The sequence below is a fragment of the Cereibacter azotoformans genome, from assembly GCF_021391315.1.
GTDB classification, from domain to species: domain Bacteria; phylum Pseudomonadota; class Alphaproteobacteria; order Rhodobacterales; family Rhodobacteraceae; genus Cereibacter_A; species Cereibacter_A azotoformans.
On sequence record NZ_CP090021.1, the window covers coordinates 2,617,277 to 2,638,510 of the forward strand.

The following is a 21,234-nucleotide window of genomic DNA, read 5'->3' on the forward strand; positions in this document are numbered from 1 at the left end:
GAGCCGCGCCATGAGCCGCCGCAGGGACGAGGCGTCCGAGCGGCAGGTGCAGGCCGCCGACCCGCGGGCCTCGACGTGGCTTTCGGCCAACGCGGGCTCGGGCAAGACACGGGTGCTGACCGACCGGGTGGCGCGGCTGCTGCTGGACGGGGTCGAGCCGCAGCGCATCCTCTGCCTGACCTACACCAAGGCCGCCGCCTCCGAGATGCAGAACCGGCTGTTCCGGCGGCTGGGCGAATGGGCGATGCTCGAGGACGCCGCGTTGCGCGCCGCGCTCGATGCGCTGGGGGTGGAGGCGGTCGGGCACGAGGTTCTGGCGCAGGCCCGCCGGCTCTTCGCCCGCGCCATCGAGACGCCGGGCGGGTTGCGGATCCAGACGATCCACTCCTTCTGCGCGACGCTCTTGCGCCGCTTCCCGCTCGAGGCGGGCGTCTCGCCGCAATTCACCGAACTCGACGACCGCGCGGCGCGCCTCTTGCGCGACGAGATCCTTGAAGAGATGGCCGACCGCACCGCGCCCGCGCTGGTGGCCGAGCTGGCCCGCGCCTACACGGGCGAGGAGTTCGGCGCGCTGGCCGAAGAGGTGGCGCGCAACCGGGCGGGCCTCGTGCCGCCGCTGGACGCCGCCGCCTGCCGCGCGCTCTATGGCGTGACGGGCGGGGCGGACGAGCTGCTGGCGCAGGTCTTCCTCGGCGGCGAAGAGGAGTGGATGCCCGGCCTGATCGCCGCGCTCGAGGCGGGATCGGCCAACGACCAGAAGGCGGCGGCGAAGCTGCGGCTTCTGTCCTTCTCGGCGCCGACGACCGCGACGCTGGCGGGGCTCGAGGGGGTGCTGCTGACGGGCGCCTCGGCAAAGGAGCCCTACACGGCCAAGATCGGCAGCTTTCCGACCAAGGCCACGCGCGGCGCGCTCGGGCCGCTCGCCGACCGGCTCGAGGCGCTCATGCGCCGGGTCGAGGCGGCGCGCCCGGTCCGCTGCTGCCTGTTGGCGGCTGAGCGCGCGCGGCTGATCCACGCCTTCGCGGGCGTCTTCCTGCCGCTCTACGAGGCACGCAAGGCCGCGCGCGGCTGGCTCGATTTCGACGACCTGATCCAGCGCGCCAAGGGGCTGCTGACCGATCCGTCCGTGGCGCAGTGGGTGCTGTTCCGGCTTGACGGCGGCATCGACCACATCCTCGTGGACGAAGCGCAGGACACCAGCCCCGACCAGTGGAAGGTGATCGAGCTTCTGGCGCAGGAGTTCACCGCCGGCCGCGGCGCGCGCGAGGTCGAGCGGACGATCTTCGTCGTGGGCGACAAGAAGCAGTCGATCTATTCCTTTCAGGGCGCGGACGTGGCGGCCTTCGACCGGATGCGGGCCGAGTTCGGCGAGCGCCTCGCCGGGGCCGAGCGGCGGCTGGAAGAGCTGGACCTGCTCCATTCCTTCCGCTCCTCGCCTGCGATCCTGCGGCTGGTGGATCTGACCTTCGACGAGCGGCGCCGGCAGGATCTGGGCGGCGAGGTCCGTCACATCGCCTTCCGCTCGGACATGCCGGGGCGGGCCGAACTCTGGCCGCTGGTCGAGGCCGCGACCGAGCCCGAACCCGAGAACTGGTTCGATCCGGTCGATCTCGTCTCGGACGAGCATCACGCGGCGCGGCTGGCGCGGCAGGTAGCCGCCCGCATCCGCGCCATGATCGAGGAGGGCGTGCAGATCCCGCAGCCGGGCGGTTTCCGCCCCGTCGCGGCGGGCGATTTCCTGATCCTCGTGCAGCGGCGGTCGGACATCTTTGGCGAGATCATCCGCGCCTGCAAGGAGGCGCGCCTGCCCATCGCCGGGGCCGACCGGCTGAAGCTGGGGGCCGAGCTTGCGGTGCGCGACCTGTCGGCGCTCCTGGCCTTTCTCGCGACGCCCGAGGACGATCTCTCGCTCGCGGCCGTGCTGCGCTCGCCGCTCTTCGGCTGGAGCGAGGCGGAGCTGTTCGATCTGGCGCACGGGCGCGAGGGCTATCTCTGGCGCCGGCTGCGCGAGCGCGAGGCGACCCATCCCGAGACGGTCGCCATCCTGCGCGACCTGCGCGATCAGGCCGACTTCCTGCGCCCGTTCGACCTGATCGAGCGCGCGCTGACGCGCCACGACGGCCGCCGCCGGCTGCTGGCGCGGCTGGGCGAAGAGGCCGAGGATGGCATCGACGAACTTCTGAGCCAGGCGCTGGCCTACGAGCGGACCGACGTGCCGAGCCTGACCGGCTTCCTGACGTGGCTGCAGACCGACGAGGTCGAGGTGAAGCGGCAGATGGAGGCCGCGGGCGGGCGCATCCGGGTGATGACGGTGCATGGCTCGAAGGGGCTCGAGGCGCCGATCGTGATCCTGCCCGACACGGCCGACCGCAAGCCACGCGAGCATGACGAGATCTTCACGCTCGATTGCGGCGCGCGGGTCTGGAAGACGCCGGCCCCCGAGAGCCCGCCGCAGATCGCCGCCGCGCGTGAGGCCCGGCGGGCGCGGGACGCGGCCGAGAACCTGCGGCTGCTCTATGTGGCCATGACGCGGGCGCAATGCTGGCTGATCGCGGCGGCGGCCGGCAAGCTCGAGAGCGGCGGCGCCTGGCACGACCTGATCCGGCAGGGGATGGAGGCCGCGGGCGCTGAACGGCGGGCGGACGGCACGCTGCTGCTCGTCGAAGGCGACTGGCCCGCCCCCGCGCCGCGCCCCGCCGTGGCCGAGGCCGGGCGCCCCGCCTTGCCCGCCTGGGCCCGGACCCATGCGGCCGCACCCGTGGCCGCGCCGGGGCTGCTCTTGCCGTCGGATCTGGGCGGGGCAAAGGCGCTGCCGGGCGAGGCCCTACCCACCGAACTGGCGCTGGCCCGCGGCTCGGCCGTTCACCGGCTGCTCGAGCATCTGCCGCTCCATCCGCCGGAGACGTGGGACGAGGTGGCACGGGGGCTTCTGCCCGACCTGGGGGATCTCGGGGACGTGCTCGAGGAGGTTCGGGCGATTCTTTCGGCCGAGGATCTGGGCGCGGCGCTGGTGCCCCATGCGCTTATCGAGGTGCAGGTGACGGCCGAGGTTGCCGGGCGGCGGCTCTTCGGCACGATCGACCGGCTGGTGGTGGACCCGGACCGGGTGCTGGCCGTGGACTACAAGACCAACATGGTGGTGCCGGCGCGTCCCGAGGAGGTGCCGGAGGGCATCCTGCGCCAGATGGGCGCCTACGCCGAAGCCCTGGCCCGGATCTACCCGGATCGCGAGGTCGAGACCGCGATCCTCTGGACGCGGACGGCGAGCCTGATGCGGCTGCCACGCGATATCGTGAGGTCGGCCCTTGCCCGAGCCACGACAACTTGACGCGGCGACGGGCGGTCCTTACCTTCCAACCAAGCCCTACGGATCAGGAGAATTGAATATGTCCACCGTTCCCGTGACGGACGCCACCTTCGACACCGAAGTGCGCAAGTCCGACGTGCCCGTCGTCGTCGATTTCTGGGCCGAATGGTGCGGCCCCTGCCGGCAGATCGGCCCGGCGCTCGAGGAACTGTCGAACGAATACGCCGGCAAGGTCAAGATCGTGAAGGTCAACGTGGACGAGAACCCGGAAAGCCCGGCCATGCTGGGCGTGCGCGGCATTCCGGCGCTGTTCCTGTTCAAGGACGGCCAGGTGGTCTCGAACAAGGTCGGCGCCGCGCCCAAGGCCGCGCTGGCGAGCTGGATCGCCTCCGCCCTCTGAGCAGGGCCCGGGATCAACCGACGCGGGGCGCCTTCGGGCGCCCTTTTCGTTGTTCCGCGGGCTCTTGGCCGCGGTCGGCGGACAGGTCGGGATCGGGGCTCTGCGGCATCTTTCCCCTTCCGACGGCCCCGGACGATGCGCCAAGAAGGCCGAGATGCACCTGACGACGCGGACGGAGTGAACCGCCGTCGCTCGGGTTGTGCCCCCCGCGGCGGGGCTCCATATAGGCGCAAACGGAGGGTTTCATGGCAGAAGACAGGTTTCCCGGCTGGCACGGCACCACCATCCTCGCCGTGCGCCGGGGTGGCGAGGTCGTCGTCGCGGGCGACGGGCAGGTGAGCCTCGGGCAGACGGTCATCAAGGGCACGGCGCGCAAGGTACGCCGGCTGTCGCCCGGCGGGCACGAGGTTGTGGCGGGCTTCGCGGGCTCGACGGCCGACGCCTTCACGCTGCTCGAACGGCTGGAAAAGAAGCTCGAAGCGGCGCCGGGCCAGCTGGCCCGCGCCTGCGTCGAACTGGCCAAGGACTGGCGCATGGACAAGTATCTGCGCAACCTCGAGGCCATGCTGATCGTGACCGACGGTGAGACGCTTCTCGTCATCACCGGCGCGGGCGACGTGCTCGAGCCCGAGCATGACGTGACGGCGATCGGCTCGGGCGGCAACTTCGCCCTGGCGGCGGCGCGGGGGCTGATGGCCACCGACCTGCCGGCCGAGGAGGTCGCCCGCAAGGCCATGGCGATCGCGGCCGACATCTGCGTCTATACCAACGGCAACCTGACGGTGGAGCGTATCTCGAAATGACCGACCTGACCCCGCGCGAGATCGTCTCGGAGCTTGACCGCTTCATCATCGGCCAGAAGGACGCCAAGCGCGCCGTGGCCGTGGCGCTGCGCAACCGCTGGCGCAGGAAGCAGCTGTCCGACGACATCCGCGACGAAGTTTACCCGAAGAACATCCTGATGATCGGCCCGACCGGCGTCGGCAAGACCGAGATCTCGCGCCGTCTGGCCCGGCTGGCGAAGGCGCCCTTCCTGAAGGTCGAGGCCACCAAGTTCACCGAGGTGGGCTATGTCGGCCGCGACGTGGACAGCATCATCCGCGATCTGGTCGATGCCGCCATCGTCGAGACCCGCGCCCGGATGCGTGAGGATGTGAAGAGCCGCGCGGTGAAGGCCGCCGAGGATCGCGTGATCGAGGCGATCGCGGGCCGGGATGCGCGCGAGCAGACTCGCGAGATGTTCCGCGGCAAGCTGAAGCGGGGCGAACTGGACGCGACCGTGATCGAGGTGGAGGTGGCCGACACCTCGAACCCGATGCAGATGCTCGACCCGACCGGCCAGGGCCAGATGGGGATGATGAACCTGGGCGAGATCTTCGGGAAGGCCTTCGGCGGCCGCACCACCCGGCGCAGGATGACGGTGGCCGAAAGCCACGACATCCTGATGAACGAGGAGGCCGACAAGCTTCTCGACGATGAGGTGGTGAAGGCCACCGCGCTCGAGGCCGTGCAGGAGAACGGCATCGTCTTCATCGACGAGATCGACAAGGTCTGCGCGCGGTCGGACATGCGGGGGGCGGACGTCAGCCGCGAGGGCGTGCAGCGCGACCTGCTGCCGCTGATCGAGGGCACGACGGTCTCGACCAAGTATGGCCCGGTCAAGACCGACCACATCCTCTTCATCGCGAGCGGCGCCTTCCACATCGCCAAGCCCTCGGACCTGTTGCCCGAGCTTCAGGGCCGCCTGCCGATCCGGGTGGAACTGCGCGCGCTGACCGAAGAGGATTTCGTCCGCATCCTCTCGGAGACGGACAATGCGCTGACACGGCAATACAAGGCGTTGATGAAGACCGAGAAGGTGGGGATCACCTTCACCGAGGACGGGATCAAGGCGCTCGCCTCGATCGCGGCCGAGGTCAACCGCTCGGTCGAGAACATCGGCGCCCGGCGCCTCTATACGGTCATGGAGCGGGTGTTCGAGGAGCTGTCCTTCCACGCGCCTGACCGCTCGGGCGAGGAGGTCACGGTGGATGCGGCCTATGTCGAGAAGAACCTTGGCGAACTGGCCCGCTCGACCGATCTGAGCCGCTACGTCCTTTGACGCGATGCCGGCGGGGGGCGCGCCCCCCCGCCGCTGCGGGACCGGAGCGCCTCGCGCCCTCGCCGCCACGGGCCAGTCCCGCCAAAAAGTTTCCGCCCTTTTGCAGAAAGCACTCGCCCTGAAGCCCGGGGCGCGTATCTTTCTCCATGTGACCCGGCGTCGGCCTCTCCGACGGGCTTTTCCCTTGGGCCGGGTGCAGTCTGTTGCGACCGCGGGATTTGAGATGAGAGACCTGTATTTGAGCTGTGCATCGCGGCCGCACCGCAGGACGCGAGGTGCCACAGACCCTGAACGACCAGTTTCCGATGCGGGCCGCCCGGACCGCGCGCTTTCCCCGACCGGGCTTCATTGAGACCACGACCCTTTGACAGGAGCATTTGCATGAAGGCCGTTTTGCTTGCGGGTGGCTATGGAACGCGGTTGAGCGAGGAGACGGGCGTCGTGCCCAAGCCCCTCGTCGAGATCGGAGGCCGGCCGATCCTCTGGCACATCATGAAGATCTATGCCGCCCACGGCATCACGGACTTCGTGATCTGCTGTGGCTACAAGGGGCACATGATCAAGGATTACTTCCTGAGCTACTTCCACCGCAACAGCGACATCACCATCGACGTCCGCACCAACGAGATCGAACTGCACCGCCCCGTCTCGGAGCCGTGGCGCGTGACGATGGTCGATACCGGGCTGGAGACGATGACCGGCGGACGCATCAAGCGCATCCGCGACCATATCGGCGACGAGCCCTTCTGCCTGACCTACGGCGACGGCGTGTCCGACATCGACATCGGCAAGCTGGTGGCCTTCCACAAGGAACAGGGCGTGGCGGGCACGGTGACCGCCGTCCGCCTGCCCGGCCGCTTCGGGGCGCTGGACCTCTCCAATGGCACGCGCGTGAACCGCCTGCGCGAGAAGAGCGTGATGGATGGCCAGACCATCAACGGCGGCTTCTTCGTGCTGGAGCCGTCGGTCTTCGACTATATCGAGGGCGACAGCACCGTCTGGGAGGAAGAGCCGCTGCAGGGGCTGGTGCAGGATGGCCAGCTGGCCGTCTATCGCCACGACGGCTTCTGGCAGAACATGGACACGCTCCGCGACAAGACCCTCTTGCAGGGCATGTGGGAGAAGGGCAAGGCGCCCTGGAAGATCTGGGACTAGCCCGGAGTGCCGGTCCCGGTGCCGCAGGTCACCGGGACCGGCCTACCACTGCAGGCTTTCCTGCTCGCGGTGGGGCAGGACGGCGAGAAACCGGATCGGCATGGCCGGCAGAAGGCCCGGATCAAGCGCGACGAGCTTCCATGCAAGGGACAGGGACGGAACCCGGCGCTGAAGCAGGGCGCGCAGGAAGAGATAGCTGTAGGCGCGCCGATAGCGCCGGACACGGTCCGCCACGATGCTGCGATCCTCGGGCGACAGCGAGAGCCTCCGGGCGACGGTGTGAAAGAACATCAGCATGTAGCCGGTGCGGTCCACCACCTTGGTCGAGCGCCAGTCGAACGCGTCGAAATAGACGTTCACGCCGCGCCCGCACAGGACGTTCAGCTTCCACGAAACGACCGTTCGCGCCCCTGCCTCGATGAGCGACAACCAGAAGAGCTGGTCCTCACCCGCGTTGCGCAGGCGCGGCTCGAACCTCAGCTGGCGCACGAAGCTCTGCCGCACCACGACCGTCGAGGTCTGGCTGAGATAGGTGCCGATCGAGGCGGTCATGATCGACGGCTGGTCGAAGGCGAGGATCGGGATCTCGGCGTCGATCACCGTCACGCCCGCATGGCGGGCCTCGCGCATCTCCCGCAGCGCCGGTGTCCGCTCGAAATAGGTGATGTCGTCGTCGGTCCGCTGGTGGTCGCAGAAGTGGAAGTCATAGCCCTGTTCAAGCAGGTCCAGCGCGTCCCGCAGGTGCGTGGGCTGCCAGATGTCGTCGGAGTCGAGGAAGGCCACATGGTCGTAGCCCTCGGCCTCGACGGCGTCGAGCCCGGCGTTGCGCGCCGCGCCGGGCCCGCCGTTCTTCTGCTCGATAAGCCGCACGGGCACCTTGCCCTGCCAGGCGGCCAGCTCGGATCGGGCGGGAACGGGAGACTCGTCGTCGATCACGAAGACCGTCAGACTGTCGTCGTCACGCAGACGCTGCGCCTCGACCGAGTCGAGGGCGCGCGACAGGATTCCCCTGTCCCTCTGGTAAAAGGGAATGATGATCGCCGTTCTCATGTTGAAAAGATCCTGAAGAAAAAGCGATAGGTCAAAACCGCCGCCGCTCCTCGCCGTGGCGAGCGTGCAGGCTGCACGGACAGGTTAGGCAGAGAGACCTGCCGGAGACAAACGCTTTCGAGCGTGAGAGTTCCACTTGAACCGCCCTGCGCGCGGGATTCAACCGCGGGCTGCCATGATCTCGGCGGGAACTCGCGCGATGGATGCGCGCCGAGAGCAGCGGTTCAGCGAAGGGCTGCCGCGCCCCTCGCCGGATCTGCCAGAGTATGTGTGGCAGGAATGTTCGGACCCACCGCGAAACCGCAGTGGAGATCCGTCGGGCCGTCAGCGTTCCGCAAGATGGCGCTGACGCTGCCGGAACCGGCTTTGCCGGGACTTACTGCTTGGGCGGGGTCGCGGCGAACAGCGCGGCGACGAGGCCGCCCACCACCATGCCGACGAACCAGTGACCGCCGGCAAAGGCGAACATGATGCCCACGCCGACGAAGATTACCGCGGCCATCATCAGGCGAAAGGCGAGTTCAGAGACTTCGGGCATGTGTGCCTCCATACATGCAAGCTGGGCCAGTCCTCACCGTTGCCGCCGGGGCGCGGCTGCGTCAAGTCGCCGAGCGCCTCATCGGGCCATGGGCGACATCACGCCGCTCCCTCGCCAGATCGGAAGGACAGGCAGGATCGCGCCGAGGGCGCAATCGTCCGCTCCACGCCCTTGCTGTGCCGTCCGATCGACGCCGTCACCTCGCGCCTCGGAGCGCCAGACTGCGCGGTGCGCATGAAAGATGTGGCAATCTTCCGCGGCTGCCGCGAACTTTTTCGTGAACCGGATCGCCCCCTCATGCGTTCCCCCCTGTCCGCAACATCCGCCGGAGGCACCATGAATCAACCCGCCCTGCATCCCGAACATGATGACGGCAAAGCCATCCTCCGCGCGGCCTTGCGCGATGCTCCCGGAGAGTGGGCCCTGTTTCTCGACATCGACGGGACGCTGGTGGACATTGCCGAGCAGCCGCACGATGTCCGGGTCGAGCCCGGCCTGCCCCAGGATCTGGCAAGCCTGGCCGATCGCATGGGCGGCGCGCTCGCCCTTGTGACGGGGCGGCGCGTGGACTGGATCGACGCGAACTTCGGCCCTCACCTGTTCCCGGCCGCAGGGTTGCATGGCGTAGAACGGCGGCGGGCCTCGGGCGAGCTGGACAGGGCGGCGCTGACCCCCTCGCTCAATGCGCTGCGCAAGGATCTCGGGCGGCGCACGGCGCGGATGCCGGGGGTGCTGCTCGAGGACAAGGTGGCGGCGGTGGCGCTGCATTACCGTCAGGCACCCGAACGGGAGCGGGACGTGCGGGCGATGATGGAGATGGCGTTGAAGGTAATGGGTGACGGCTGGGTGTTGCAGCACGGCAAGATGGTGGTGGAACTTCGACCGGCCTCGGCCAACAAGGGCACGGCGGTCGAGGCCTTTCTGACCGAGTCGCCCTTCGCGGGCCGCCGCCCCGTTGCCGTGGGCGACGACGTGACCGACGAAGAGATGTTCCGGGTTGCCAACGCCCGCGGCGGCCTCTCGGTCAGGATCTGCGAGACCGAGGCGCCGACGCTGGCCGCCGCGCGGCTGAACTCGCCGCAGACGCTCCGGGATCTCGTGGCGGAGCTTGCGGCATGAGCCGGCTGGTCGTCGTCTCGAATCGCGTGCCGCTGCCGGACGAGAATGGAAATCCCCCGCCCGGAGGGCTTGCGGTCGCCGTCCATGCGGCGCTGCGGAAGAACGGCGGGATCTGGATGGGCTGGTCCGGCCGCTCGACCGGCGAGGGCGAGCCGCAGGGCCTCAGCACGCTCGAGCAGGACGGGATCAGCTATGTGCTGACGGATCTGTCGCAGGCCGATCTCGACGAATATTACAACGGCTTCGCCAACCGGGTGCTCTGGCCGATCTTCCACTGCCGGCTCGATCTGGCCGAATATGCCCGGCAGGAGATGGCGGGCTATTTCCGCGTGAACCGCCTCTTTGCCGACCGGCTGGTGCCGATGCTGGAACCGGACGACGTGATCTGGGTGCATGACTACCACCTGATCCCCCTGGCGCAGGAGTTGCGCAAGCGCGGGGTGCGCAACCGGATCGGCTTCTTCCTTCACATCCCCTGGCCGCCGGCCGACATCCTCACCGCCCTGCCCGTCTATGAGATCATCATGCGCGGTCTTGCGGCCTACGATCTCGTGGGCTTCCAGACCGACTACGACCTCGACAATTTCGTGGGCTGCCTGCGCCGCGAGGGCTGGGGCGACTGGTCCGCGCCCGGCTGGCTCACCGCCTTCGACAAGGAGGTGGCGGCGGCGGCCTTCCCCATCGGGATCGAGACCGAGGATTTCGCCCGTCTTGCGGCCAAGACCGACGGGATCGATCTGGTCACCGACATGCAGCAGAGCCTGCACGGCAGCTCCCTCATCATCGGGGTGGACCGGCTGGATTATTCCAAGGGGATCGCCGCCCGGATCGACGCGTTCGAGCGGTATCTCACCCGCAATCCCGACCAGGCCGGCAAGGTCACGCTGCTTCAGGTGGCACCGCACTCGCGCTCGGACGTGCCCGAGTATCTCGAGATGCAGGGGCAGGTCGAGTCGCATTGCGGACGGGTGAACGGCGCCCACGGCACGATCGAATGGGTGCCGATCCGCTATGTGAACCAGTCGCTGACGCGGCCGGTGCTGGCCGGTCTCTACCGGCTGGCCAAGGTCGGTCTGGTGACGCCGCTGCGGGACGGGATGAACCTGGTTGCCAAGGAATATATCGCCTCGCAGGATCCGGCGGATCCCGGCGTCCTCGTGCTGTCGCGCTTTGCGGGCGCCGCGCGCGAGCTCGACGGGGCGATCCTGATCAACCCCTATGACACCGAGCAGACGGCAAACGCGATCGGACGCGCGCTCTCCATGCCGCTCGACGAGAGGATGGCGCGCTGGAGGCGGATGATGGACCATCTCGAGGCGCATGACGTGCTCTGGTGGTGCCGGACCTTCCTCGGCGCCCTGCGCGATGCGCCGGTGGACAACGGCGCCCTCGTCCGGGACGAAGCCTGAGACGCCGCCCGCACCGATCCGCGGGCGGCAAGCGCCTCAGGCCGTGAAGGCGTAGCCCACCCCGTGGACGGTGCGGATGAAGTGGCTTCCGCTCTTCGTCGAGGGCATCTTCCGGCGCAGCCGGCTGACGATTCCGTCCACCACGCGATCGTAGCTCTCCCAGCTCCGCCCCTTGATCGCGTTCATGATCTGGTCGCGGCTGAGAACCTGCCCCCGCCGCGCCAGAAGCGCCGCCAGCAGCTCGAACTCCGAGGTGGTCAGCTCGATCTCGACGCCGTCGGATGACCAGACCTTCCGCGCCTGAAGGCTCATGCCATAGCCTTCGAATTCGTGATCGACGCGGGGGCGCCCGGCGGGAAGGGCCGCCGCCCGGCCCGTCCGGCGGAAGACCGCCCCGACCCGTGCAGCCAGTTCCCGCCCGAGGAACGGCTTGGTGAGCGAGTCATCCGCGCCAAGCTCCAGCCCCAGGACGCCATCGCCTTCGTCGCGGCGGGGCGCGAGAAGGATGATGCCGCGATCCGTGACCTGCCGCAATTCGCGCACCAGCGAGAGCCCGTTTCCGTCCGGCAGCGACGTGTCGATCAGAAAGAGATCCACCTGCTCCTGCGCGTGGATCCGGCGGAACTGCGCCAGGGTCTTGGCCGTGATCACCCGGAACCCGCGCTCTTCCAGCACTTCCTGCACCACTGTCAGCACCGAGGTCTCGTCATCGAGTGCAAGGACGCACGGGACCATCCGTTACTCCGACTTCCGTCACCTGACCATCGAAACAACCTTAGCGTGTTTTCCCTGAGAGGCAACGCCTGAAGGTTCCGCCGTGCGCGGCGCGCGTTCCCGGATCCGTTCGGGCGACGGATCGGCCACGAACACGTTCCGCGTCTCGAGACCTTCCCGATGAAGATATCGAAGTGCGCGCAGACGGCGTGTCCGGGCAAGCTGGATCAGGGCAGCCGTCATTCTGTCGGTCTCCTGTCGAACGGCTGGATTTGCGCTCAAGGAGGGAAACGGCGGAAGCTGAACACCTTTTAGTTGTGCCACAAAAAATTTCGCAACCTGTTGGCGTCGCTCGCTTTCTTCATCTGTGACTTTTTTGCAAGGACGGGCCGAAATTATCGGACGGATGGAGCTTTTACCCCCTTTCGCATAATCGGCACAAATCCGCTTAGTACCTGTTTGAGGGTAGAGTGGGTAACGAATCATTATCCGGATGAGCAGTGGCTGCCACGCGCTGCAGGATGATGGAGAGGGCTCGCGCAAGCGCTTCGTTCTGGGGAGACGATGGAATGACACTTATCCACGACGGCGAGAAACCCGCCTTCCGCCTGGGCTGGCCCTTCTTTCTCAGGGCCCCACGCCAGCCCGCCATCAGCCTCAAGACACCCAAGATCCTGACACGCGAAGAGCTGAAAGAGCTTTTCTCCTCCGAGTTGTCCCAACCCTGCGCCGAGCGCCGCGAACGCCCCCTCGGCATGAGGCAGGGCGGCCGCTTTCCGGCCTGATCCCCCGGCCGGGCAGCCTTTCCCCCCTGTCCAGCCGTGGCAGATCTGGTATCTCTGGCAACAAGACCGCCACCGGAGGCCCCAGATGCTGACATATCTCTGTCTGAGCGACACCGACGGCCCCGCCCGCTTCTACCGGGTGGAACTCGCCTACAACCTCTTCGGCGAATACACCGTCCTGCGCGAATGGGGCCGCCGCAGCCCCGGGCGGGCCGGCCGGAGGCTCGTCACCTGGTTTTCCAACCTGCGGGATGCCTGCCTTGCGGCGGAGCGCTGGCACCAGCGCGCCCGGCGGCGCGGCTACCGCACCACCATCGAAGGCAGCGCATGACGCATCTGTGGGTGAGGGCCGAACAGCGGCCGAACGAGGAACGCGTGGGGCTCACGCCCGCAGGCGCAGCGGCGCTGGTGGCCAAAGGCATCCGGGTGACGGTCGAGGCCAGCCGCGTCCGCGCCCTCTCGATCGAAGGCTACGCCGCCGCGGGCTGCGCCATCGCCCCCGAGAACTCCTGGCCCTCCGCACCCGCCGACGCGATCATCTTCGGCCTGAAGGAGCTGCCCGAGGACGGCAGCCCCCTCCCCCACCGCCACATCCTCTTCGGCCACGCCTACAAGGGCCAGCCCGCAGGGCGCATCCTCCTCCAGCGGTTCAAGGCGGCCGGCGGTACGCTCTACGATCTTGAGTCGCTGGTGGACGAGACCGGACGCCGCGTCGCCGCCTTCGGCTACTGGGCGGGCTACGCCGGGGCCGCCGTCGCGCTGAAATGCTGGGCGGCGCAGGCGCGGGGCGGGATCTGCGATCCCGTCTCGACCTGGCCCGGACGAGAGGGTCTGCTGGCCGATCTCGCCGCCGAACTGACCGCTTCCAATGCACAGCAGCCGCGTGCGCTGGTGATCGGCGCGCAGGGCCGCGTCGGCACCGGCGCGGCCGACCTCTGCGAGTCCATGGGCCTCGCCGTCACCCGCTGGGACATGGCCGAAACCGCGCACGGCGGCCCCTTCCCCGAGGTGCTGGAGCACGAGATCTTTCTCAACTGCATCCTCGCGCGGCCGGGCTGCCCGGTCTTCGTGCCGGCCGAGGCGCTCGACGCCCCGCGCGCGCTGCGCGTCATCGGAGACATCGCCTGCGACCCGACCTCGGACTTCTCGCCGATCAGGGTCTATGACCGCGTTACCCGCTGGTCGGCGCCGGCGCTTCGCGTCCATGCCGACCCGGTGCTCGACGTGATGGCGATCGACAACCTGCCCTCGCTCCTGCCCGTCGAGAGCAGCGAGGATTATGCGGCCCAGCTGCTTCCCTCGCTTCTGGCGCTCGACCGCCTCGACGAAGGCGTCTGGGCCCGCGCAAAGGTCGAGTTCGACCGCCACGCGGCCGCTCTCTAGCCGGCCCCCGCGCCTTTCATTCTGGCACAAATATCCTCGGGGGGAGCCCGTCCCCCGGACGGGCGCGGGGGGCAGACAGCCCCCCGCCGTTCCGCAGGCGCGCGCTCAGCCCTTCCCGAGCAGCCGGTAGAACAGCCCGTCCGGCAGCAACTGCGAGAAGCGGAAGAACGAGGCGAACATCAGCGGGAAGTTCATGCGGAAATTGTCCGAGCACATATGCTCGAACATGTGCTGCGCGGCCTTCTCCGGCTCCATGATCGAGGGCATGCGGAACCTGTTCTTCTCCGTCAGCCGCGTGCGGATGAAGCCGGGGTTCACCAGCTGCACCTCGACGCCCGTGCCGCGCAGGTCGGCGTAGAGCGACTCGGTCAGCGCCATGACGCCCGCCTTGCTCGCGGAATAGCCGATGGCGCCGGGCAGGCCGCGATAGCCGCCGATGCTGCCCACCACCACAAGATGCCCGCGGTTCGCGGCGATCATGCCCGGCAGGGTCGCCGAGACCAGCCGCACGAGCCCCGACAGGTTGGTGTCGATCATCGCCTCGACCTTGGCCGTCTCCCACTCCTGCGCCTTCATCGGCCAGTAGGTCCCCGCGAGATAGACCACGCCGTCGAAGGCCCCGACCTTGGCCAGCGCCGCCTCGATCGAGGCCTCCGAGGTCACATCCATCACGACGGCTTCGGCCGGGGCGGGCATCGCCTCGACCGCTTCCGCCAGACGCGCCTCGTCGCGGCCCGACAGGATGACCCGCGCCCCGGCCCCGCTCAGTTTCTTCGCCAGCGCGAGACCGAGGCCCTCGCTTCCGCCGATGAGCCAATACCGCTTACCTACAAAGTCTCTCATCTCTCGATCCGTCTCAGTGTCGCCACAAGCTCGGCCACCTTGATCCCGAACTTGCGGAACTGGCTCCGATTGATGATCGTGCCATTCTCCAGACGGTACATCCAGTCAATCACATCCAGCACATGCCCCCCTGCGTCATCTTGAAGCCGCAGCCGGTAGCGCAGGCAAAGGGCTGATCCTTCGGCCTTTCCCAGTCCCGTGCCCACGACGTCATCGGCCTGTGCACGCAGCGTCCCATCGTTGCCGAGGGTGAAGCGCCACTCGCGCCGGTCGGTGGCGCCGCTGTCGTAGCGGAAGTGCTCGGTCAGCACGCCCGAGGTTCCGTCCCAGCGCCCCTCCATGTCCGCAACGAACCGCGAGGTGACGCGGCCGGTCGGCCCGTAGATCACGCCCTCGCACAGCAGGGGCCCGGCCAGATCACGCCGCGGGTCAAGCACCGGCCCCTTGCCGGCATAATCCGCCGGCCGCTGCGCCGCGAAGGCCAGCGTCCGGTGACGCACGAGGGCAAGGCCGAGGATCACGAGGGCACCGAGGACGAGGAACAGGAACGGGGTCACGGGTCAGCTCTCCGGAATGGGGGTGGCAAGCAGGAGGAGGATGGCGAAGACCTTCAGCGCGCAGGGCACGAGGGCGTAGAGCACCGACAGAAGGAGGAGCGCGCCCTCGGGCCCGGTGCTGCCCGGCGTGAAGCCGGCCAGTTGCAGCAGCGGCAGGACCGAGGCCGCCGCCAGCGCAAGCGCGAGTTTCGAGGCGAAGGACCAGAGGCCGAAGGCCGTGGCCTCTCCCGATCCCGTGCGTGCGAGATGGCGCGCGAAGATCGCGGGCAGCAGCACCATGTCGGCCCCAAGCGCCGCACCCGACGCCGCGCAGATCAGCGCGAAACCCACGATCTCGCCCGGCCCCAGCGTGAAGGCGAAGACGAAGGAGGCCACGGCCAGCGCCATGCCCGCCAGCAGCACGGGTTTCGCGCCTCGGGTGCGGGCGGCGCGGCTCCAGCCGGGCGCGCTCGCCGCGGCGGCGAGGAAGAACAGCAGAAGCAGCGGTCCCTCCCAGCCGGCGGCGTCGAGGCGGCTTTCGACGAAGAACAGGAAAAGCGTCGAGGTCACCGCCACCGGCGCCGCATTGACCAGAGCCAGCAGCAGAAGCCGCCGGATCATCGGATCGCGCAGCACCGCCCGCAGGTCGGGCCGCGGCGGCTCGGCCAGGCCCGCCCATTCACGGCGCATGGCGAACCATGCCACCAGCGCAAGCCCCGCAAAGCCCCAGGCAAAGAGGGCAAAGCTGCCCAGCACGACCGGCGCGACAGCCGCCAGAGAGACGCCCGCCAAGGCCCCGGCCTCGCGCCAGCCGGCCAGCCGCAGATGCCCGCCCGGTCCCAGCCGCGCGGCCTTGCCCACCCCTTCGGAGTAGAAGGCGATGGTGAGAAAGGAAAAGGCCGAGAAGAGCACGACCAGCATCAGCGCGAACCACAGGAGCGGCGCGACCGGCGGCGTCACGGCAAAGAGGCCCACCATCGCCAGCGCGAGCAGCAGCACCGCCCCCGCCACCATGCCGGCCCTGCGTCGGCGCGTCACCTCGGCCAGCCATCCCAGCGCGGGATCCTGCACCACATCCACCAGCCGGAGCGCGGCCAGCACCGCGCCCAGCGCACCCAGGCTCAGGCCGTATTCGTCCACATAGACCTTCGGCGCATGGATGTAGATCGGCAGGCCCGCAGCCGCGATCAGCCCCGCAAGAAGCGACCACGGCAGAAGCCTCGCCGTCACCGGGTCACGTCTTGCAGCGGCGGCGCCGGCCGGCTGCGGTAGCGGGCGCCCTTCAGCGCGAGCTTCAGCGCCTGCCAGTGGATCAGCGCCAGCACCCGCCGCGAGCCGAAGGGCCGGCGCAGGCAGGCCCGCAGGATGCCGGCGTTCGTCAGCGGCGCCCGGCGCCCCGTCAGTGTGGCATAGAGCCCGCCCTCGGCGAAGTTGTAGTCGATCCAGACCCCCACCCGGTCCTCGCGGATGTCGAAGCGGAAGCGGTAGCCGCCCTCGATCGGCTGGAAGGGCGAGACATGCATGATCTTGGCCGCCGTCAGCGTATCCGTCCGCTCGATGACCGAGCCGTCTTCCTTGGCGCAGAGATACCAGTGACGGTCGCCGAAGGTGTTGCTCACCTCGGCGATGACGGTGCGCAGCGCCCCCTCGGCATCGTGGCAGAGCCAGAAGCTGACCGGGTTGAACACATGCCCCATCACCCGCGGCTGTGTCAGCAGAAGGATGCGTGCGGCCGGAGCCATCCCCTGCGCCGCCAGCACCTCGCGCACCCAGGCGACGCCCCGGCCCTGCCCCGGCTCACCGCCGTAGTCGCGGTCGTGCAGCGCGATCAGGTTGGCCCGGTTCCGCGAGAAGAGCGCGGGCCCCTCGACCGCCTCGGGATCGACGATCAGGTAATCCACCCCGTAGCGGAAGCTGTTCCCGAGCGCGCCCTTGCGCTCATGAAAGGTCTCACCCTGAACATGCTCGGCCCACATGGCGCGCCTCAGGCCGCGACCGGGGTGGCGGCGCGGCGGCGCATCGCCTCGACCACATCCACGGCGCTTGCAAAGCCGTCCTCGTGGAAGCCGTTCCGCATCCAGGCCCCGGCGAACCAGGTCTGCCGCTCGCCGTTCATCATCCGCAGCGCCGCGACGCCCAGCTGCGCGGCCAGATCATAGACCGGATGGCGGAAGGTCACGACGTCATGGACCAGCTCTTCGCGCACCTGCCGGTTGCCGTTCAGCGTCACGAACAGCGGATCGTCCTCGGGGATCGGCTGAAGCGAGTTCATCCAGTAGGTGATGTCGATCGGCGCCTGCGGATCCTCGGGCTCAAGATAGACCCACGAGGCCCAGGCCGCCCGACGCTTGGGCATGACCGACGTGTCCGAATGGAGCACCGCCCGGTTCGGCTGATAGCGCACCGACCCGAGCGCCGAGCGCTCGGCCTCGGTCGCATCCGACAGCAGCCGCAGCGTATCGTCGGAATGGGTGGCGAAGATGACCTCGTCGAACGCCTCCCAATCGCCGCCCTCGGCACGCACGCGCACGCCGCCACCTTCGCGCCGCACGCCCGCCACTCCAGCGCCGAGCCGCAGATCCACCCCGCGCGACGCCATCGACGCCTGCAGGCGGCTCACATATTCGATCGAGCCACCCGCCACCGTGTACCACTGATGCTGCCCGGTGTGCGACAGCAGCGCGTGATTCTCGAAGAACCGCAGCATCGCCTGCGCGGGAAAATCCAGGATCCCGCGCGAGGGCGTGGACCAGATCGCCCCCGAGATCGGCAGCAGATAATAGTCGCGGAACCAGTTGCCCAGTTCGAGCCGCGCCAGAAGCTCGCCGATCGTCATGCGGGGATCGTCGGCATGCTCCATCGCGTGCGCGTTGAAGCGCAGCACATCCATCAGCATGTTCAGGAAGCGCGGATCGAGGGCGTTCCGCTTCTGCGCAAAAACGGCCTTCAGGTCCTTGAGCCCGTATTCCAGCCGCCCGCCGCGCACCGAGGCGCCAAAGCTCATGTCGCTCTTGACGACGGGCACCTTGAGCTCGTCGAAGAGCCGCGTCAGGTGCGGGTAATTCACCTTGTTGAAGACGATGAAGCCCGTATCCACCGGCTGATCGCCGCGCTTGCCGGCCAGAACCGTCCTTGCATGGCCGCCGAGGCGCTTCTCGGACTCGAACAGGACCACCGCGTGATCGCGGGCGAGCAGATGCGCCGCCGCCATCCCCGAGACCCCTCCACCGATTACAGCGACGCGCCGGCGCGCGAACTCAGACGTCTCGAATGGCATGCCCTGCACCTTCCCTCTTATGTGCGGTTGATACGCGGCGTCACGCGGCCCGGATCAGTCGGTCGGGAGTTTTTCTCGATCCGCCCGAGTGATCCAGACGGCCCCGCGGGGCGTAAACAGGGCGTAAGGACCACGGCAGGGACCGACCGAAAAATACGGATGCAAGCGGGCGACCGGTTGCCTATCCTCTCCCGCGGGCGACGAGGGAAAGGCCTGCTGTGACGGACAAGAGTAACGGGACGGACTGGGTGGCACTCATGCGTGCGATCCGGGATCATCGGGACGAGGCAGCCTTCGCGGAGCTGTTCCAGCACTTCGCGCCGAGGGTGAAGGGCTTCCTGATGAAATCCGGCAGCACGGAGTCACAGGCCGAGGAATGTGCGCAGGATGTGATGGCAACGGTGTGGCAGAAGGCTCATCTCTTCGATCCGTCGCGGGCGTCGGCCGCGACCTGGATCTTCACGATCGCGCGAAACCGGCGGATCGACGGGCTGCGGAAATCGCGCCAGCCAGAGCCCGAGGATCTCTTCTGGGGGCCGGACGCCGAGCCCGATCAGGCCGACGTCTATGAAATGCAGCAGGAGAACGACCGCCTCGGCCGCGCGATCGCCCTCCTCCCCGAGGCGCAGCGCGCCCTTATCGAGCGCGCCTTCTTCGGCGACCTCACCCACCGGGAACTTGCGGTCGAGACCGGGCTTCCCCTAGGCACCATCAAGTCGCGCATCCGGCTCGCGCTGGAACGTCTGCGCCAGCACATGAGTTGAACGAGACCATGACGATCCGGCACCATATTTCCGACGCCCTTCTGACGGCCTATGCGGCAGGCTCGCTTCCCGAGGCATTCTCGCTGGTGGTGGCCACGCATCTTTCGCTCTGCGACGACTGCCGCGCGCGGGCGGCGGCCCTCGATGCGGTGGGCGGGCGGCTGATGGAAGAGGCGGCGCCGGTCGCCCTCTCCGAGGGCAGCCTTGCCGCCGTCATGTCCCGGCTTGACCGCCGTATCGAGGTGCCCGCGCGGCCTGCCCGCCGCGCCGATCCCCGCGCCCCCGCGCCTCTGGCCGATTATGTGGGCGGCCGGCTCGAGGATGTCCGCTGGCGGGCGCTCGGCGGTGGCGTGCGGCAGGCGATCCTGCCGACCGGAGGCGAGGCCATCGCGCGGCTTCTGTGGATACCGGGCGGTCAGGCCGTGCCCGACCACGGCCACCGGGGAATGGAGCTGACGCTCGTGCTGCAGGGCGCCTTCCGCGACGAGACGGACCGCTTCGGCCCCGGCGATCTGGAGATTGCCGATCAGGAGCTGGAACATACGCCGGCGGCCGAGGCCGGGATCGACTGCATCTGCCTTGCGGCCACGGACGCGCCGCTGCGCTTCAACAGCTTCCTGCCCAAGCTGGTGCAGCCCTTCTTCCGCATCTGAGCGCGCATTGGTCGTGGGCAGAGGGGCCGTGCATTTCACGACGCGCGAATGACGCGGGCGATCATTCGGCCGCGTCGGTGCGCGGGCTCATGTCCTCGAAGTCGAAATTGTCGAGCCTCCGCGCCTTCTTGCCCGCCTTGCCGGCCGAGATGCGGATCTCTTCCACGTCACGCGCGGCCTGGGTGAAGTGGCGGTCGAGGTTGCCCACCCGGTCCGTCAGCCGGTCGATCTCGCGGCCCAGTTCGGCCAGCTCGCGCCGGATCGCCCCGGCCTGCGCCCGCATGCGTGCGTCCTTCAGCACCGCCCGCATCGTGTTCAGCACCGCCATGCAGGTGGTGGGCGAGACGATCCAGACCCGCGCCGCAAAGCCTTCGCGCACGATGTCGCCGAAGTTGGCATGAAGCTCGGCATAGACCGCCTCGGAGGGCAGGAACATCATCGCCCCGTCCGCCGTCTCGCCCTCGAGGATGTATTTCTCGGCGATGGCGCGGATATGGGCGCGAACGGCCACCCGCATCATCCGCTGCGCCTCCATCTGCGCGGCCGGATTCTCGGCCGCCCTCAGCGCCTCGTAGGCTTCGAGCGGAAACTTCGAGTCGATCACGATCGGCCCCGGCGGCTCGGGCAGATGGATCAGGCAATCGGCCCGCCGCCCGTTCGAAAGCGTCGCCTGCATCGTGTAACTGTCTGAGGGCAAGGCCTTCTGCACGATGTCATGCAGCTGGATCTCGCCGAAGGCGCCCCGCGTCTGCTTGTTGGACAGGATGTCCTGCAGCCCCAGCACGTCGCCCGAAAGCTTCTCGATGTTGGCCTGCGCCCGGTCGATGGTCTCAAGCCGCTGATGCAGATCGCCAAGCGAGCGCGCCGTGCGGAGCGCGGTGCCGTGCAGGCTCTCGGCCATGCCGCGCTGCACCTCGGCGAGCCGCCGCTCCATCAGCTGCAGCATGGCGCCCTGGCTTGAGGCCTGCGCCTCGGAGACATGATGCAGCCCGCCCGCCAGCCGCTCCTGCCCGTCCGAGAGCATCTGCACCTGCTGGCCGAGCCACCCCAGCTCGTTCAGCATCGGCGCGACCATCCGCGCCGACCGCCCGGCCGCGCGCAGGATCAGCAGGAGCATCACCAGAAGGACCAGTCCCGCGCCCACGCCAAGCACCAGCGGGTCGTCCCAGCCGAAGGTCCGGTCGCCGATGCGGATCATTG

Annotated in this window: 22 protein-coding genes; 12 read left to right on the forward strand and 10 right to left on the reverse strand. The window is 68.6% G+C overall.

Going from position 1 to position 21,234, the window contains the following annotated elements:
• Positions 1-10: 10 nt before the first annotated feature.
• From addA to rfbF, 5 genes are all read left to right on the forward strand, one after another.
• Positions 11-3,328, forward strand: coding sequence for a double-strand break repair helicase AddA (gene addA / locus LV780_RS13110; protein WP_108221316.1), 3,318 nt, complete (start codon positions 11-13; stop codon positions 3,326-3,328).
• Between the two features lie 58 nt (positions 3,329-3,386).
• Positions 3,387-3,707 carry a thioredoxin gene (gene trxA, locus LV780_RS13115; RefSeq protein WP_011909895.1) on the forward strand — a complete coding sequence of 107 codons (321 nt, stop codon included), beginning with the start codon at positions 3,387-3,389 and terminating at the stop codon, positions 3,705-3,707.
• A 245-nt stretch (positions 3,708-3,952) separates the two neighbouring features.
• Entirely contained in the window at positions 3,953-4,510 is a 558-nt protein-coding gene (gene hslV, locus LV780_RS13120) for an ATP-dependent protease subunit HslV (RefSeq protein ID WP_108221315.1), read from the forward strand.
• Complete coding sequence (hslU, locus tag LV780_RS13125) at positions 4,507-5,808, forward strand: ATP-dependent protease ATPase subunit HslU (RefSeq protein ID WP_108221314.1); 1,302 nt, start codon at positions 4,507-4,509, stop codon at positions 5,806-5,808. The genes hslV and hslU overlap by 4 nt, the downstream gene beginning before the upstream one ends.
• A gap of 381 nt (positions 5,809-6,189) precedes the next feature.
• Positions 6,190-6,963, forward strand: a complete 774-nt coding sequence (gene rfbF / locus LV780_RS13130; protein ID WP_011909892.1) for a glucose-1-phosphate cytidylyltransferase — start codon at positions 6,190-6,192, stop codon at positions 6,961-6,963.
• A gap of 42 nt (positions 6,964-7,005) precedes the next feature.
• On the opposite strand, the gene LV780_RS13135 is transcribed toward rfbF, so the two are convergent.
• Both LV780_RS13135 and LV780_RS13140 read right to left on the reverse strand, forming a co-directional pair.
• Positions 7,006-8,013, reverse strand: a complete 1,008-nt coding sequence (locus LV780_RS13135) for a glycosyltransferase family 2 protein (protein ID WP_101341110.1) — start codon at positions 8,011-8,013, stop codon at positions 7,006-7,008.
• 376 nt (positions 8,014-8,389) lie between these two features.
• Entirely contained in the window at positions 8,390-8,551 is a 162-nt protein-coding gene (locus tag LV780_RS13140; protein ID WP_085996593.1) for a hypothetical protein, read from the reverse strand.
• Between the two features lie 336 nt (positions 8,552-8,887).
• On the opposite strand from LV780_RS13140, the gene otsB reads away from it, so the two are divergent.
• Together otsB and otsA are read left to right on the forward strand one after the other, a co-directional pair.
• Positions 8,888-9,670: a trehalose-phosphatase gene (gene otsB / locus LV780_RS13145; protein WP_011909890.1), complete on the forward strand. Its 783-nt coding sequence runs from the start codon at positions 8,888-8,890 to the stop codon at positions 9,668-9,670.
• The gene (otsA, locus tag LV780_RS13150; protein ID WP_101341108.1) at positions 9,667-11,079 is read left to right on the forward strand and encodes an alpha,alpha-trehalose-phosphate synthase (UDP-forming); all 1,413 of its coding nucleotides are present in this window, start codon (positions 9,667-9,669) and stop codon (positions 11,077-11,079) included. Before otsB ends, otsA begins: the two co-directional genes overlap by 4 nt.
• Before the next feature lie 36 nt (positions 11,080-11,115).
• Here otsA and LV780_RS13155 read toward each other — a convergent pair whose 3' ends face one another.
• Together LV780_RS13155 and LV780_RS13160 are read right to left on the reverse strand one after the other, a co-directional pair.
• Complete coding sequence (locus LV780_RS13155; protein ID WP_101341107.1) at positions 11,116-11,814, reverse strand: winged helix-turn-helix domain-containing protein; 699 nt, start codon at positions 11,812-11,814, stop codon at positions 11,116-11,118.
• Positions 11,815-11,832: 18 nt separating this feature from the next.
• The gene (locus LV780_RS13160) at positions 11,833-12,036 is read right to left on the reverse strand and encodes a hypothetical protein (RefSeq protein WP_146172307.1); all 204 of its coding nucleotides are present in this window, start codon (positions 12,034-12,036) and stop codon (positions 11,833-11,835) included.
• 326 nt (positions 12,037-12,362) lie between these two features.
• Here LV780_RS13160 and LV780_RS13165 point away from each other — a divergent pair, with 326 nt between their 5' ends.
• The 3 genes from LV780_RS13165 (at position 12,363) to LV780_RS13175 (ending at position 13,961) form a co-directional block, all read left to right on the forward strand.
• A complete protein-coding gene (locus LV780_RS13165; RefSeq protein ID WP_044248914.1) occupies positions 12,363-12,578 on the forward strand; it encodes a hypothetical protein in 216 nt (71 codons plus the stop codon).
• Positions 12,579-12,663: 85 nt separating this feature from the next.
• Complete coding sequence (locus tag LV780_RS13170; RefSeq protein ID WP_044248423.1) at positions 12,664-12,909, forward strand: WGR domain-containing protein; 246 nt, start codon at positions 12,664-12,666, stop codon at positions 12,907-12,909.
• Entirely contained in the window at positions 12,906-13,961 is a 1,056-nt protein-coding gene (locus LV780_RS13175; RefSeq protein ID WP_108221313.1) for a saccharopine dehydrogenase, read from the forward strand. The genes LV780_RS13170 and LV780_RS13175 overlap by 4 nt, the downstream gene beginning before the upstream one ends.
• Positions 13,962-14,066: 105 nt before the next feature.
• Here LV780_RS13175 and LV780_RS13180 read toward each other — a convergent pair whose 3' ends face one another.
• From LV780_RS13180 to LV780_RS13200, 5 genes are read right to left on the reverse strand one after another with little or no spacing between them, the layout of a single operon-like run.
• Positions 14,067-14,804, reverse strand: coding sequence for an SDR family NAD(P)-dependent oxidoreductase (locus LV780_RS13180; protein WP_011909886.1), 738 nt, complete (start codon positions 14,802-14,804; stop codon positions 14,067-14,069).
• Positions 14,801-15,361 carry a DUF3833 domain-containing protein gene (locus tag LV780_RS13185; protein WP_011909885.1) on the reverse strand — a complete coding sequence of 187 codons (561 nt, stop codon included), beginning with the start codon at positions 15,359-15,361 and terminating at the stop codon, positions 14,801-14,803. Before LV780_RS13185 ends, LV780_RS13180 begins: the two co-directional genes overlap by 4 nt.
• Positions 15,362-15,364: 3 nt before the next feature.
• Positions 15,365-16,570, reverse strand: coding sequence for an MFS transporter (locus LV780_RS13190; protein ID WP_108221312.1), 1,206 nt, complete (start codon positions 16,568-16,570; stop codon positions 15,365-15,367).
• Positions 16,567-17,316, reverse strand: coding sequence for a DUF1365 domain-containing protein (locus LV780_RS13195; protein WP_101341103.1), 750 nt, complete (start codon positions 17,314-17,316; stop codon positions 16,567-16,569). The genes LV780_RS13190 and LV780_RS13195 overlap by 4 nt, the downstream gene beginning before the upstream one ends.
• A gap of 8 nt (positions 17,317-17,324) precedes the next feature.
• Positions 17,325-18,617, reverse strand: coding sequence for an NAD(P)/FAD-dependent oxidoreductase (locus tag LV780_RS13200; protein WP_101341102.1), 1,293 nt, complete (start codon positions 18,615-18,617; stop codon positions 17,325-17,327).
• Positions 18,618-18,835: 218 nt separating this feature from the next.
• Here LV780_RS13200 and rpoE point away from each other — a divergent pair, with 218 nt between their 5' ends.
• Together rpoE and LV780_RS13210 are read left to right on the forward strand one after the other, a co-directional pair.
• A complete protein-coding gene (gene rpoE, locus LV780_RS13205) occupies positions 18,836-19,381 on the forward strand; it encodes an RNA polymerase sigma factor RpoE (protein WP_085996592.1) in 546 nt (181 codons plus the stop codon).
• A gap of 8 nt (positions 19,382-19,389) precedes the next feature.
• Positions 19,390-20,034, forward strand: a complete 645-nt coding sequence (locus LV780_RS13210; protein WP_011909880.1) for a ChrR family anti-sigma-E factor — start codon at positions 19,390-19,392, stop codon at positions 20,032-20,034.
• Positions 20,035-20,095: 61 nt separating this feature from the next.
• On the opposite strand, the gene LV780_RS13215 is transcribed toward LV780_RS13210, so the two are convergent.
• Entirely contained in the window at positions 20,096-21,232 is a 1,137-nt protein-coding gene (locus LV780_RS13215; RefSeq protein ID WP_011909879.1) for a DNA recombination protein RmuC, read from the reverse strand.
• Positions 21,233-21,234: the final 2 nt, after the last annotated feature.